We start from the raw sequence: 12204 nt of genomic DNA on the forward strand, positions 1-12204 counted from the left end.
TGACTCGGCCGCAGGCCCTAGGCCTTCAGGGTCCAGGGCTTGCGGCGCACGAGCACGTGACCGCGACGCGAGGAGAGGCGGGTCCAGGGGCCCGTCTCGAAGAGCTTCACCTCGTCGTCGCCGAGGAAGCCGAGACTGTACGCCGCGAACGCGGCACCGGTCGGCAGGAACTCGGCGCCGTCGACACCGCGGCCCCACACCTCGGACCGCACGCGCTGCACGAGCTGCTCCCCGGTGCCTGCGGGGATCGCCTCGGCGACCTCGTCGATGCCCGCACGGGCCGCAGCCTCGAGCGTCGCGGCATCCGTCGTGCCGAGCGGCCGCCAGCCGCCCCGCGGCGGCGAGATGCCCGCCCACGTGACGGTGTTGACCTCGGGCGGCCGCGACATCGACACGGGTCGCGAGTCGTCGTCTTCGCCGAGTTCGCCGCGAGCTCGCACGATGCGCTCGACGAGCGAGCGCATCGGCACGACCGAGTCGAACTCCTCGTCGTCGGCGAGGGCGAACGTACGGAGACCCAGCACCGTGGGGCTCTCATCGAGGATGCCCCGGGGGTACAGGATCGCGGTGTACACGGCGAGGATGCCGGAACCCGCGATGAGGCGTACGGAACCGTCTTCGACGCGCCCTGCGCGCTGGAGGTAGGTGTGCAGATCTCCGAGCGACAGGCTGTCGGCGAGCGTGAGTTGTTGAGCCATCTCCTGTCTAAACTACCAAGAGAGCGCCGCCGCCCCGGCGGTCACACGCTCATTGGGTCACGAGCGGTCACCGACCACCGACACGGAGGAACGATGAACGGTCCGATCGACGGCCTGCTGAGCACCCTTCACCTCACCGACACGGGTGCCCGCACCACCGAAGACATCTTCACCGGGCCGTCGCAGTGGATGCCGCTCGGGCGCGTCTTCGGCGGCCAGGTGCTCGCCCAGTCGCTCATCGCGGCGATGCGCACCGTGGCCGATGACCGCACGATCCACTCGATGCACGGCTACTTCCTGCGCCCCGGAGACGTCGCGCACCCCATCACGTTCAGTGTCGACCGACTGCACGACGGCCGCTCCTTCTCGACGCGTCGCACGCACGCCTTCCAGAACGGCGTGCCGATCCTCTCGCTCATCGCCTCGTTCCAGACTGAAGACGACGGCGTCTCGCACCAGGTCGAGATGCCGACCGATCTCCCCGACCCCGAGACGCTGCCGTCGACGGCCGACGTGCTCGGCGCGTTCGACCACGACATCGCGCGGTACTGGTCGAACGAGCGGGCCTTCGACGTGCGGCACGTGCCGTCGCCGGTGTACCTCCGGGTGGAGGGCGAGCGGGTGCCGCGCCAGGCCGTGTGGATGAAGGCGTTCGGCCGTCTGCCCGACGATCTCAACATGCACCGGGCCGCACTCGCGTACGCGAGCGACTACTCGATCCTTGAGCCGATCCTCCGCGCCCACGGCGTCGCCTGGGCGACTCCCGGCCTGAAGGTCGCGAGCCTCGACCACGCGATGTGGTGGCACCGCGATGCGCGCGTCGACGAGTGGCTGCTCTACACGCAGGACTCGCCGTCGGCGAGCGGCGGTCGAGGCCTCTCGCTCGGGCGCATCTACACGCGCGACGGCGTGCTCGTGGCGAGCGTCGCGCAGGAGGGCATGGTGCGAGTGCCGTCGCCGGCCCCGAAGCATTCGCCTGAATAGATCCTGTGCAATCCGTCGTTCTGCTCGGCCGGTGACCCACAATGGGGCCATGGGCGCTCGCGTGTCGCGAGCGACGCGGACGAAGGAGTTCTGGCAATGACCGATCCCACCCGACGCACCATCCTCACGCTGGGCTCCGCCGGCGCGATCGGCGGCGCCCTCGCACTCGCCGGTTGCGCAGCGGATGACGCGAGCCCGAGCGGTTCGGCCAGCGCGCCTCCGACCCTCGTCGAAGATCCGCCGACCTCGACCCAGACGGCAGCTCCCGACGCACCGGCACTCGGGGGCGACGTCGCGGCACTCGCCGACGTTCCCGTCGGCGGGAGCATCAGTGCCACGATCGATGGGGCGCCGGCACTCGTCGCGCAACCGACGGCAGGCCAGGTCGTCGCGTTCAGCGCGATCTGCACGCACCAGCAGTGCGTCGTCGCTGCAGCCGGCGACGAGTTCCATTGCCCGTGCCACGGCTCGATGTTCGATGCCGCGACAGGCGACGTCATCCAGGGCCCTGCGCTCGAACCGCTGACCCCGATCGCCGTCGCCGTCTCCGGCGACCGCATCGTCACCGCCTCCTGAGCATGGACTACACGTTCGCAGGGCTCCCCCTGCACGTGCTGCTCGTGCACGCCGTCGTGGTGCTGACCCCGTTGCTCAGCCTGCTCCTGATCGTCATCGCGGCGTGGCCCGGCGCCCGGCGCGTGTTGTGGCTGCCCGCGCTCGTCGGTGCGGCAGTGCTGCTGCCGCTCGGGCTCGTCACGGTCGAGGCGGGCAAGTGGCTCGAGCAGCGCGTGCCGCCGGCGCCGCTCATCCAGGTGCACACCGCGCAGGGCGAAGACATCGTGCCGTGGCTGGTCGCGCTGCTCGTGCTGGCCGTGGCGATCGCCGGCTGGGCGCTCGTCGAGCAGACGGCACGTCGACGCGCCACGGACGACGGCACGACGGGCGGGGCGGCGCCGAGCCGCGGCTTCCGCATCGCCGTCGGGGCCGTGCTCACCGTCGCGGCGCTCGTCATCGCAGCCGGATCGACGTTGACGCTCGTGCGGATCGCAGAGGCCGGCAGTCGCGCCGTCTGGGAGGGGTCGTTCAGCGACGAACCGCTCGACTGAGTCGGCGCACGTGTGAGTCGGTGCCGCGCCTCAGCGCCGACGGAACACGATCGGCTCGCCGAGATAGGGCTCCCACGCTTTGCGTTCGGTGTCGCCGATGCGGCGAGGCCGCTCGGTCTCCGCATCGACGAGCACGATCGTCGTGACCGCGCGCGTGTAGAGCACACGTGGCTCGACACCGACCGGCGTGAACACCTCGTAGCAGACGTCGAGGCTGGCACCGCCCATATGGCCGATCCAGAGTTCGATGTCGACCGGCTGGCGCTGGTACGGGATCGGGGCGAGGTACTCGACCTCCTGGCGCGCGATCAGTGTGATCGTGGTCGCGCCAGGAGTCGCATCGAGTACCGCGGTCGACGCCCCGGCCGCATGCTCGGACGTGTCGTCGTTCACCCAGAACGCCTGGATGCGAGCCTCTTCGAGGAGGCTCAGCATGCGTGCGTTGTTCACGTGCCCGTAGGCGTCGAGGTCGCTCCACCGCAGTGGCGTGGGCACGTGAAGGCGCATCTCAGTCCCTCGTGAGCTTGCGGTAGGCCGAACGGTGCGGCTTCGCCGCATCGGGACCGAGCCGCTCGATCTTGTTCTGCTCGTACGACTCGAAGTTGCCCTCGAACCAGTACCAGTTCGCGGGATCCTCTTCAGTGCCCTCGTACGCGAGGATGTGCGTCGCGATGCGGTCGAGGAACCACCGGTCGTGGGTGATGACGACGGCGCAGCCGGGGAACTCGAGCAGCGCGTTCTCGAGGCTCGACAGGGTCTCGACGTCGAGGTCGTTGGTCGGCTCGTCGAGCAGCAGCAGGTTGCCGCCCTGCTTCAGCGTGAGGGCGAGGTTCAGTCGGTTGCGCTCACCACCCGAGAGCACGCCGGCCTTCTTCTGCTGGTCGGGGCCCTTGAAGCCGAACTGCGAGACGTAGGCGCGCGACGGGATCTCGGTCTTGCCGACGATGATGTAGTCGAGGCCGTCGGAGACGACCTCCCACAGGTTCTTGTTCGGGTCGATGCCGCCGCGGCTCTGGTCGACGTAGGAGATGTCGACCGTCTCGCCGATCTTCAGCTCGCCGCCGTCGAGGGGCTCGAGTCCGACGATGGTCTTGAACAGCGTCGTCTTGCCGACGCCGTTCGGGCCGATGATGCCGACGATGCCGTTGCGCGGCAGGCTGAAGCTCAGGTCTTCGATGAGGATGCGTTCGCCGAAGCCCTTGCGGAGCTTCTTGGCCTCGATCACCTGCGCGCCGAGGCGCGGGCCGACGGGGATCACGATCTCCTCGAAGTCGAGCTTCCGCGTGCGCTCGGCCTCGGTCGCCATCTCCTCGTAGCGGGCCAGACGCGCCTTCGACTTCGCCTGACGCCCCTTGGCGTTCGATCGAACCCACTCGAGCTCTTCGGCCAGGCGCTTGGCGAGCTTCGCGTCCTTCTTGCCCTGGACGCTGAGTCGCTCCTGCTTCTTCTCGAGGTACGTCGAGTAGTTGCCCTCGTAGGGGTAGAGGCGACCGCGGTCGACCTCGCAGATCCACTCGGCGACGTGGTCGAGGAAGTACCGGTCGTGGGTGACGGCGAGCACGGCGCCGGGGTACTTGGCGAGGTGCTGCTCGAGCCAGAGCACGCTCTCGGCGTCGAGGTGGTTGGTGGGCTCGTCGAGGAGCAGCAGGTCGGGCTTCTGGAGCAGCAGCTTGCAGAGCGCGACGCGGCGCTTCTCACCGCCCGAGAGCACGGAGATCTGCTCGTCGCCCGGCGGGCACCGCAGTGCGTCCATCGCCTGCTCGAGCTGGGAGTCGAGGTCCCACGCGTCGGCGGCGTCGATGGCCTCCTGCAGCACGCCCATCTCGGCGAGCAGCGCGTCGAAGTCGGCGTCGGGCTCGGCCATGGCCAGCGAGATCTCGTTGAAGCGGTCGAGCTTCGCCTTGATCGGCCCGACACCCTCCTGCACGTTCTCGAGCACGGTCTTGGTCTCGTCGAGCACGGGCTCCTGCATGAGGATGCCGACGGAGAAGCCCGGGCTCAGCCGCGCCTCGCCGTTGGAGGGCTGGTCGAGCCCCGCCATGATCTTGAGGATCGTCGACTTGCCGGCGCCGTTCGGGCCGACCACGCCGATCTTCGCTCCGGGGAGGAATGCCATCGTCACGTCATCGAGGATGACCTTGTCGCCGACCGCCTTGCGGGCGCGAACCATCGAGTAAATGTAATCAGCCATGTCGCCTACCAGTCTATGGGGCGGGTCTGTCCGACGAGACAGGTACCTGTGCCGAGCGGCGGGCGCACCGCTCCGTGGTACCCGCCGGAGGCCGGACCATACTGCCCGACGAGGCATTCGCCCTGGAAGAGGACCGAGAACTGCACGGAGTCGGCGGGCTTGCCCTCGGTCGTCGTGTCGGAGGTGACCTGCATCTGCGCCTTGTCGAAGCCACCGGCGACGAGCGCATCGATGAAGTCCCGCCCACCGGCCGAGGCGTTCGCCGCGACGACACCGCCGTTCACCCAGTCGAAGTAGGCCAGGTTCTCGGTGGCGGAGAGCTCGGGTCGGAACTCGGGGGCGGTCGGCGTCGCGGCACCCGGGTCGGACGGCGTCGGCCGTGCGGTCGCGGGAGCCGTCGGCTCGGGGTCGCCGAAGGTGCAGGCCGTCAAGCCGACGAGCATCGCGACCCCTGCGATGGCAAGGGCCGCGCTGGTACCGAACCGCCGTCTCATCGTTCCCCTCACCGGCGGTGGCGACCCGCCCGAGCCGATTCTAGGCGGTACGCCTTCGATGCCGGCTCGGGCAGGCCGTCGGCGGCCGCGGCACGCCCGTCAGCCTGCGAACGTCGCTTCGAGCTCGGGCCGCTCGAGGTCGTCGGCGTCGTCGGATGCCTCGACATCGTCGGCGTCCGCGTCGAACCCGAGCGGCTGCAACGCAGCGGTACCGGACCACAGGGAACCGCCGTCGATCGCCGGCTCCGATTCGGCCGCCTGCACGTCGAATCCGGCGATGGCGCCACCGGGCGAGGATTCTGCAGCCGCGGCATCCGATGGACGCGTGGATCGGACCTTGGCGTACGAGCTCACGCACCAGGCGAGGTCGTGACCGATGGAATCGGCCTCGATCTCGACGGCCGTGCCCGATCGCTCGCCGGTCTCCCAGGCCCGAAGCCGGAGTCGGCCCCGGATGATGAGGCGCTCGCCCTTGCGGATCGAGAGGCTCGCGTTCGTGGCGAGCTGACGGAAGGCCGAGACGGTGTACCAGTTGGTCTCGCCGTCCTCCCACGTCGCCTTCTCGCGATCGAACACGCGCCTCGTCGATGCGAGCCGGAACGTCGTGATGGCGAGTCCGCCGTTGGTGACGTGGTGCTTGGGATCGGTTCCCACGACTCCCGTCACGGTGATGATGTCGGTCATGTGCTGCACTCCTCGGTCGGATGCCGCCGCGAGTCGACGGCACGCGGCCCCGGGAGGCGCTCGTGCCGGATCGTCACCCCGGGGCCGCGTTCCGACCAGCATCGCGGGGCGGGCGAGGCGTCCGGCTCGCGCCGGTGCAAGCCGTGCAGAAGCACACCGTCACGCGAATGTGGAGGACGAGTCGGCGACCCTAGAGTTGCTCCATGAGCTATGTCGCCCTCCCCGAACGCTACGACCGCATGCGCTACAACCGGGTGGGCCGCAGCGGCCTCAAACTCCCAGCGCTCTCGCTCGGCCTCTGGCACAACTTCGGCCATGAACGCCCCTACGACACCCAGCGCGCGATCGTGCGCCGGGCCTTCGACCTCGGGGTCACGCACTTCGACCTCGCGAACAACTACGGCCCGCCGCCCGGCAGCGCCGAGGTGAACTTCGGCCGAATCCTCGCCGACGACCTCGCCCCGTACCGCGACGAGCTCATCATCTCGTCGAAGGCCGGGTACGACATGTGGCCCGGCCCGTACGGCGACTTCGGCTCGCGCAAGTACCTGCTGTCGTCGCTCGACCAGAGCCTCGGGCGCCTCGGCCTCGAGTACGTCGACATCTTCTACTCGCACCGGCCAGACCCCGAGACGCCCATCGAGGAGACGATGGGCGCACTCGCCTCGGCCGTGCGCCAGGGCAAGGCGCTCTACGTGGGCATCTCGAACTACGACCCCGACCAGACGCGTGCCGCCGCCGCCGCGCTCGAGGCCGAGGGCGTGCCGCTCCTCATCCACCAGCCGCGCTACTCGATGTTCGACCGGCATATCGAGGACGGCCTGTTCCCGGCGCTCGAAGAGGTCGGCGCCGCGAGCATCGTCTTCTCCCCGCTCGCACAGGGCCTCCTGACCGATCGGTACCTCGCCGGCGACGTTCCCGCCGACTCCCGCGCGGCGACGAGCCGGTTCCTCTCGCCCGACCGCATCAGCGGCGAATACCTGGAGCGCGTCCGCGCGCTCGACGGGATCGCGAAGGAGCGCGGCCAGACGCTCGCACAGCTCGCCCTCACGTGGGTGCTGCGCCAGCCGCTCGTCTCGAGCGCGCTGATCGGCGCCTCGAGCGTCGCCCAGCTCGAGCAGAACATCGCAGCACTCGACGCGGCGCCGCTCACCGACGACGAGATCGAGCGCATCGAGCCGTTCGCCGCGCACGGCACCGTGCTCGGCTGAGCCCACGCCCGACGGGCGACCGACGACCACCCCTCGACGAACGAGCGGATGTCGGTGGCCCGCCGTACTCTCGTGACACATCGCAGGGCCGGCTGCACCACGAGAGGAGCGACATGTCCGCCATCGCCACGAACGCAACGCGCATCCGCGAACCGTTCCCCGACGTCGTGCCCGGCCTGCAGATCTCGCCCGCCGCGCCGGGCCTGTGGCGGGTCACCCGCCCGCAGGGCGCGGTGCTCGGCCACATCGAACGGCGCGGCTTCGGCGACGAGGTGCGGTTCGGGGCGAAGCGACTGGTCGCGGGCGGCATCCGCTCGATCGAGCTCGGCGAATTCTGGTCGTCGCGCGCAGCCGCCGAGGTGTTCCGCTGAGCTCGAGCAGCACGTATTCGGGCACGCCGTCGTCGCTCGATCGTGACGACACGAGGCCGGGGTAATCTGCGGCCATGCAGTGGTGGAACGATCTCAGCTCATGGCTCGCCTCGAGTGCCTCGCGGCCCACGGTCTTCTCGGCCGTCGTGCTGTTCATCGCGGTGCTCGCCGCCGGGCTCCTCGCCGCCTGGATCGCCAATCTCGCGATCAAGCGACTCGTCGCGCAGCGCGACCGCGAGGCGAAGGCCGCCGCGATCGCCGCACTCGTCGATGCCGCGACCGAGGCCTCGGTGTGGAACTCGTTGACGCCGCAAGAACAGGTGCTCGCAGATCGCGCCGTCGGCCAGGCCGACATCGTCGTGCGACTGCTGCCCATCCGCGGGTCGGATGTCGCGGCGAACTGGGCGGCCCACCAGCTGCACGAGCTCAAGCGGGCGTCGGCGACGTTCGGATACCAGCTCGACCCCGCCGTGGTGGAGTTCCGCGATCGCCTGCTCGAGTGGCAGCGCCACCCCGGGCGCACGCGACGCCAGTTCCAGAACGACCTGGCACGCTGGCGCACGCAGCGCCAGGAGCCCGAGCAGGCTGCCGTCGACCAGCAGGACTCCTGGGTCGCCGAACAGCACCAGCAGCGCTATCAGGGCAGCGTCACCATCGCCGGCGAGGGCGACTCGACGGAGACCGCGGACACCGCGCCAACGGTCACGCTGCAGGGCGACCAGCTGCGCTGAGCCGCGCGCTCACGCGGAGCGGGCGCTGACCGGTGAGCGCCGGGCGTCTGCGACCACCACCCCGAGCCTGACGCGCTCAGCGCCACCAGTCGTCGAACATCGACACCGGAACCGCGCGCTTGTGCCGCGTCTGCAGGAAGCGCGCTTCGATGCGCTCGGCGACCGACTCGTCGATCTCCTCGCCCTCGAGATAGGCGTCGAGGTCGGCGTAGCTCAGGCCGAGGTTCGCCTCGTCGGACTGTCCGGGGTTCGCGTCGAGCAGGTCCGCGGTCGGCACCTTGAGGTACAGACGCTCCGGAGCACCGAGGTATGCGAGCAGCGCACGCCCCTGCCGCTTCGTGAGGCCGGTGAGGGGCAGCACGTCGGCTCCCCCGTCGCCGTACTTCGTGAAGAAGCCGGTGACCGCTTCGGCCGCATGGTCGGTGCCGACGACGAGCAGGCCGCCCTCACCCGCGAGGGCGTACTGCGCCACCATCCGCATGCGCGCCTTGACGTTGCCCTTGCCGAAGTCGCTGAGCGGCACGTCGGTCGCCGCAGCGAAGTCCTCGGTGAGCCCGTCGACGCCGCCCTTGATGTTGAAGACCACGGTCTCCTGCGGCTCGATGAAGCTCAGGGCCAACTGGGCGTCGTCTTCGTCGCGTTGCACGCCGTACGGCAGGCGCACCGCGATGAACCGCGATGGGACGCCCTCGGCGTCGAGCTCGTCGACCGCGAGTCGGCACAACCGTCCCGCGAGGGTGGAGTCCTGGCCGCCGCTGATGCCGAGCACGAGGCCCTTGGCCCCGGTCGCGCGCAGGTAGGCCTTCAGGAAGTCGATGCGCGACCGCACCTCTTCGGCGGGGTCGATGACCGGGGTGACGTTGAGTTCGGCGATGATTCGCGACTGCAGCTCTCGCATCCCACGACGATACCGCCGTCATGTTTCCAGCAGACGACCGGATGCTCCGGGCCGCCGCCTCCGCGTCGCCCACTCGCTCCGCTACCATCACGACAGGCTTCACCTGCCGCCTGAAACGGAGTGCCTCATGGAGATCTCGATCGGAACCATGGTGCTCGTGCCGGCGATCGCCGTCGCAGCGCCGCTGCTCGTGCGCGCGATCGGCAGATGGGTCGCCATCCCCCTCGTCGTCTTCGAGATCGTGCTGGGGCTCCTCCTCGGCCCGGCCGTACTCGGCTGGATCGTGCCCGACGACTTCATGACCCTGCTCGCCGACTTCGGCCTGGCCATGCTCTTCTTCCTGGCGGGCAACGAGATCGACTTCCGTGCCATCCGCGGACGGCCGCTGAGCCGCGCGGCGATCGGCTGGATCATCTCCCTCGCCGCCGGCATCGGCCTCGCGACCCTCCTCGCGGCGGACCTGCCAGCAGCGGCCTTCATCGGCATCGCACTGACGTCGACGGCGCTCGGCACGATCATGCCGGTGCTGCGCGACTCCGGCGACCTCGCCACTCCCTTCGGCATCGCGGTGATCGCCCTCGGTGCCATCGGCGAGTTCGGGCCGCTGCTCGCGATCTCACTGTTCCTGAGCGGGCGCAGTCCGCTGTTGGCCGCCATCGTGCTCCTGGGGTTCGCCGTGATCGCCGGCATCGCCATCTGGCTCGCCGCGAAAGGCGTCGGTAAGCGCATGCACCGCGTCATCACGGCGACCCTGCACACGAGCGGGCAGTTCGCCGTTCGGCTCGTCATCTTCGTCCTGCTCGCACTCGTCGCCCTGAGCATCGTGCTCGATCTCGACATGCTGCTCGGAGCATTCACCGCCGGGGTGCTCTACCGCCTGCTGCTCTCCGGCGCCCCGGAACGCGATGTCGAGATCGTCGAGACGAAGCTCGAGGCGGTGGGCTACGGGTTCCTCGTGCCCGTCTTCTTCATCAACACCGGGGTCGCGTTCGACCTCGAGTCGCTCTTCGCCGATGTGCGGACGACGGTGCTCCTGCCGGTCTTCCTCGTGCTGCTGCTCGTCGTGCGCGGACTCCCCTCGCTCCTCGCCGCCCCCAAGGGCTCGAGTCGACGGGACCTCGTCGCGACGGCGCTCTTCGGGGCGACCGGGCTTCCGATCATCGTCGCCGTCACCGCGATCGGCGTCGACAGCGGCGACCTGCCGAGCGGCACGGCGGCCGCCCTGGTCGGCGCCGGCATGCTCTCGGTGCTGCTCTTCCCGCTCATCGCGCTCGCCATTCGCAAGGGGCGATCGGATGACCCGGCGCGCGCGTCCGCGGACGATCCCTTCGTGCCCATCGAAGGCTGACCGGGCGATATCCCCGGGCGCTCCGGCGGGACGAGCCGGTGAGCGGCCATCGATGGCTATGCTTGCATGGCGGCGTTCCAGTCGGCCCCCCGTAGCTCAGTGGACAGAGCAGGTGGTTTCTACCCACTTGGTCGGGAGTTCGAATCTCTCCGGGGGGACGCCCTTCCCCGCTCGTCGAGCAGGTCGTGGTGCCACGAGCGGCCACGACGAGCGATTGTGACGATCGCGTGGCAGTTGCGGCACCTCACATCGCATTTCCGGATCTCGGTCTCGATCACCTCGAGGCTTCGACCGCGTCGTACGAGATTCGCGATCGAGTCGATCTTCTCGCCCCGCACGTGGTCGAACTCGAGTACCCGAAGGTCGAGGTTTCCGCAGTCCACGCACCCGTTCGCGAGGTGCGCGACGACGACGCGGCGCGCCTCGATGAGTCGGCGCGCGCTGGTCGCGCGGACATTCGCGGCGTGCCGAGCTGCATTCGCCCGGTAGTGGGCCTTCTGACAGTCCCGGCAGTACGAATGGAGGCCATCCCGGTTCTTCGGCGAGCCGTTGAAGCTGGTGCGCGGCAGTTCGACCTTGCAGCGGAAGCACGTCTTCATGTCGTGACCGTAGCGCGGGGCACCGACGCTTCGACGTCCCCTCCGTTCCGACCTCGTGGATCCTGCGACGCCGTTCGAGCAGCGGCGTCGGAGCACCCGGATAGACTCTCGGCATGCCTTCATCGAGTGACCGCCTGGTCTGGATCGACTGCGAGATGACCGGACTCGACCTCGCCGTCGATGAGCTCGTCGAGATCGCCGTCATCATCACCGACTACGACCTCAACCCCGTCGACGCCGGTCTCAGCATCGTCATCAAGCCCGACGCCAGTGCGCTCGAGAACATGGGCGACTTCGTTCGCGGAATGCACACGACGTCGGGCCTCATCGAAGAGATCCCCAACGGCGTGAGCGTCGCCGACGCCGAGTACCAGGTGCTCGAGTACGTGCTGCAGCACGTCCCCGAAGAGCAGAAGGCGCCCCTCGCCGGCAATTCGATCGGCACCGACCGCGCCTTCCTCGCGAAGTACATGCCGCGCCTCGACGCCCACTTGCACTACCGCAGCGTCGACGTCTCCTCGATCAAGGAGCTCGCCAAGCGCTGGTTCCCCCGTGCCTACTTCAACTCCCCCCAGAAGAACGGCGGCCACCGGGCGCTCGCCGACATCCAGGAGTCGATCCGCGAGCTGCACTACTACCGCCGCGCGGTCTTCGTGGCCGAGCCCGGCCCCACGACGGCAGAGCTCCAGAGCCTCTCGGCGACCGTCGTGAACGAGTTCGCCTCCAAGGTGTAGTAAGCTCGTCGAGTTGCCAGATCGCTCCGGCGGTCGACACATGGTGGGTATAGCTCAGTTGGTAGAGCGCCTGGTTGTGGTCCAGGAGGTCGCGGGTTCAAGCCCCGTTACTCACCCCAATCGTCCTTGGTAGTGGTACGGACCAAAGACAGGGT

The 12204-nt window shown here is 69.2% G+C and carries 14 protein-coding genes and 2 tRNA genes; 10 read left to right on the forward strand and 6 right to left on the reverse strand.

From position 1 onward, the window contains the following. Positions 1-17: 17 nt before the first annotated feature. Positions 18-698, reverse strand: coding sequence for a hypothetical protein (locus ACFTQE_RS00825; protein WP_376923287.1), 681 nt, complete (start codon positions 696-698; stop codon positions 18-20). 93 nt (positions 699-791) lie between these two features. Between ACFTQE_RS00825 and ACFTQE_RS00830 the strand changes: the two genes are divergently transcribed. From ACFTQE_RS00830 to ACFTQE_RS00840, 3 genes are all read left to right on the forward strand, one after another. After that, positions 792-1682 carry an acyl-CoA thioesterase gene (locus ACFTQE_RS00830; RefSeq protein WP_376923288.1) on the forward strand — a complete coding sequence of 297 codons (891 nt, stop codon included), beginning with the start codon at positions 792-794 and terminating at the stop codon, positions 1680-1682. Positions 1683-1778: 96 nt separating this feature from the next. Then, on the forward strand, positions 1779-2258 hold the full coding sequence (locus tag ACFTQE_RS00835) for a Rieske (2Fe-2S) protein (RefSeq protein WP_376923289.1): 480 nt from the start codon (positions 1779-1781) through the stop codon (positions 2256-2258). A 2-nt stretch (positions 2259-2260) separates the two neighbouring features. Continuing rightward, the gene (locus ACFTQE_RS00840; protein ID WP_376923290.1) at positions 2261-2788 is read left to right on the forward strand and encodes a hypothetical protein; all 528 of its coding nucleotides are present in this window, start codon (positions 2261-2263) and stop codon (positions 2786-2788) included. A 30-nt stretch (positions 2789-2818) separates the two neighbouring features. Here the strand turns inward: ACFTQE_RS00840 and ACFTQE_RS00845 are convergent, their stop codons facing one another. The 4 genes from ACFTQE_RS00845 to ssb all read right to left on the reverse strand — a co-directional run bounded on the left by ACFTQE_RS00845 (position 2819) and on the right by ssb (position 6157). Next, a complete protein-coding gene (locus ACFTQE_RS00845) occupies positions 2819-3295 on the reverse strand; it encodes an acyl-CoA thioesterase (protein WP_376923291.1) in 477 nt (158 codons plus the stop codon). A 1-nt stretch (position 3296) separates the two neighbouring features. Then, positions 3297-4979, reverse strand: coding sequence for an energy-dependent translational throttle protein EttA (gene ettA / locus ACFTQE_RS00850; protein WP_179550397.1), 1683 nt, complete (start codon positions 4977-4979; stop codon positions 3297-3299). 5 nt (positions 4980-4984) lie between these two features. Beyond that, positions 4985-5473 carry a DUF6993 domain-containing protein gene (locus ACFTQE_RS00855; RefSeq protein ID WP_376923292.1) on the reverse strand — a complete coding sequence of 163 codons (489 nt, stop codon included), beginning with the start codon at positions 5471-5473 and terminating at the stop codon, positions 4985-4987. A gap of 99 nt (positions 5474-5572) precedes the next feature. Beyond that, on the reverse strand, positions 5573-6157 hold the full coding sequence (gene ssb, locus ACFTQE_RS00860; protein WP_376923293.1) for a single-stranded DNA-binding protein: 585 nt from the start codon (positions 6155-6157) through the stop codon (positions 5573-5575). A gap of 203 nt (positions 6158-6360) precedes the next feature. On the opposite strand from ssb, the gene ACFTQE_RS00865 reads away from it, so the two are divergent. The 3 genes from ACFTQE_RS00865 to ACFTQE_RS00875 all read left to right on the forward strand — a co-directional run bounded on the left by ACFTQE_RS00865 (position 6361) and on the right by ACFTQE_RS00875 (position 8470). Then, positions 6361-7368 carry an aldo/keto reductase gene (locus tag ACFTQE_RS00865; protein WP_376923294.1) on the forward strand — a complete coding sequence of 336 codons (1008 nt, stop codon included), beginning with the start codon at positions 6361-6363 and terminating at the stop codon, positions 7366-7368. 113 nt (positions 7369-7481) lie between these two features. Continuing rightward, the gene (locus ACFTQE_RS00870; RefSeq protein ID WP_376923295.1) at positions 7482-7739 is read left to right on the forward strand and encodes a hypothetical protein; all 258 of its coding nucleotides are present in this window, start codon (positions 7482-7484) and stop codon (positions 7737-7739) included. Positions 7740-7813: 74 nt separating this feature from the next. Beyond that, the gene (locus tag ACFTQE_RS00875) at positions 7814-8470 is read left to right on the forward strand and encodes a hypothetical protein (protein WP_376923296.1); all 657 of its coding nucleotides are present in this window, start codon (positions 7814-7816) and stop codon (positions 8468-8470) included. A gap of 76 nt (positions 8471-8546) precedes the next feature. Here ACFTQE_RS00875 and nadE read toward each other — a convergent pair whose 3' ends face one another. Further along, a complete protein-coding gene (nadE, locus tag ACFTQE_RS00880) occupies positions 8547-9368 on the reverse strand; it encodes an ammonia-dependent NAD(+) synthetase (RefSeq protein WP_376923297.1) in 822 nt (273 codons plus the stop codon). Positions 9369-9495: 127 nt separating this feature from the next. On the opposite strand from nadE, the gene ACFTQE_RS00885 reads away from it, so the two are divergent. From ACFTQE_RS00885 to ACFTQE_RS00900, 4 genes are all read left to right on the forward strand, one after another. Further along, positions 9496-10716: a cation:proton antiporter gene (locus ACFTQE_RS00885; RefSeq protein WP_376923298.1), complete on the forward strand. Its 1221-nt coding sequence runs from the start codon at positions 9496-9498 to the stop codon at positions 10714-10716. 85 nt (positions 10717-10801) lie between these two features. Next, positions 10802-10874, forward strand: a tRNA-Arg gene (locus tag ACFTQE_RS00890). A gap of 554 nt (positions 10875-11428) precedes the next feature. Then, complete coding sequence (gene orn, locus ACFTQE_RS00895) at positions 11429-12049, forward strand: oligoribonuclease (protein ID WP_376923299.1); 621 nt, start codon at positions 11429-11431, stop codon at positions 12047-12049. Between the two features lie 43 nt (positions 12050-12092). After that, positions 12093-12168: transfer RNA gene (locus ACFTQE_RS00900), tRNA-His, on the forward strand. Positions 12169-12204: the final 36 nt, after the last annotated feature.

Source organism: Agromyces sp. NPDC056965 (genome assembly GCF_042673425.1).
In the GTDB taxonomy this organism is placed as follows: Bacteria; Actinomycetota; Actinomycetes; order Actinomycetales; family Microbacteriaceae; genus Agromyces.

What these genes read in the sequence shown, in the direction of transcription:
- ACFTQE_RS00840 (WP_376923290.1), top strand. Translation starts at nt 2,261, where the DNA reads ATGGACTACACGTTCGCAGGGCTCCCCCTGCACGTGCTGCTCGTGCAC.
- ACFTQE_RS00830 (WP_376923288.1), top strand. Translation starts at nt 792, where the DNA reads ATGAACGGTCCGATCGACGGCCTGCTGAGCACCCTTCACCTCACCGAC.
- ACFTQE_RS00885 (WP_376923298.1), top strand. Translation starts at nt 9,496, where the DNA reads ATGGAGATCTCGATCGGAACCATGGTGCTCGTGCCGGCGATCGCCGTC.
- ACFTQE_RS00875 (WP_376923296.1), top strand. Translation starts at nt 7,814, where the DNA reads ATGCAGTGGTGGAACGATCTCAGCTCATGGCTCGCCTCGAGTGCCTCG.
- ACFTQE_RS00865 (WP_376923294.1), top strand. Translation starts at nt 6,361, where the DNA reads ATGAGCTATGTCGCCCTCCCCGAACGCTACGACCGCATGCGCTACAAC.
- ACFTQE_RS00845 (WP_376923291.1), bottom strand. Translation starts at nt 3,295, where the DNA reads ATGCGCCTTCACGTGCCCACGCCACTGCGGTGGAGCGACCTCGACGCC.
- ACFTQE_RS00825 (WP_376923287.1), bottom strand. Translation starts at nt 698, where the DNA reads ATGGCTCAACAACTCACGCTCGCCGACAGCCTGTCGCTCGGAGATCTG.
- orn (WP_376923299.1), top strand. Translation starts at nt 11,429, where the DNA reads ATGCCTTCATCGAGTGACCGCCTGGTCTGGATCGACTGCGAGATGACC.
- ACFTQE_RS00870 (WP_376923295.1), top strand. Translation starts at nt 7,482, where the DNA reads ATGTCCGCCATCGCCACGAACGCAACGCGCATCCGCGAACCGTTCCCC.
- nadE (WP_376923297.1), bottom strand. Translation starts at nt 9,368, where the DNA reads ATGCGAGAGCTGCAGTCGCGAATCATCGCCGAACTCAACGTCACCCCG.
- ACFTQE_RS00855 (WP_376923292.1), bottom strand. Translation starts at nt 5,473, where the DNA reads ATGAGACGGCGGTTCGGTACCAGCGCGGCCCTTGCCATCGCAGGGGTC.
- ettA (WP_179550397.1), bottom strand. Translation starts at nt 4,979, where the DNA reads ATGGCTGATTACATTTACTCGATGGTTCGCGCCCGCAAGGCGGTCGGC.
- ACFTQE_RS00835 (WP_376923289.1), top strand. Translation starts at nt 1,779, where the DNA reads ATGACCGATCCCACCCGACGCACCATCCTCACGCTGGGCTCCGCCGGC.
- ssb (WP_376923293.1), bottom strand. Translation starts at nt 6,157, where the DNA reads ATGACCGACATCATCACCGTGACGGGAGTCGTGGGAACCGATCCCAAG.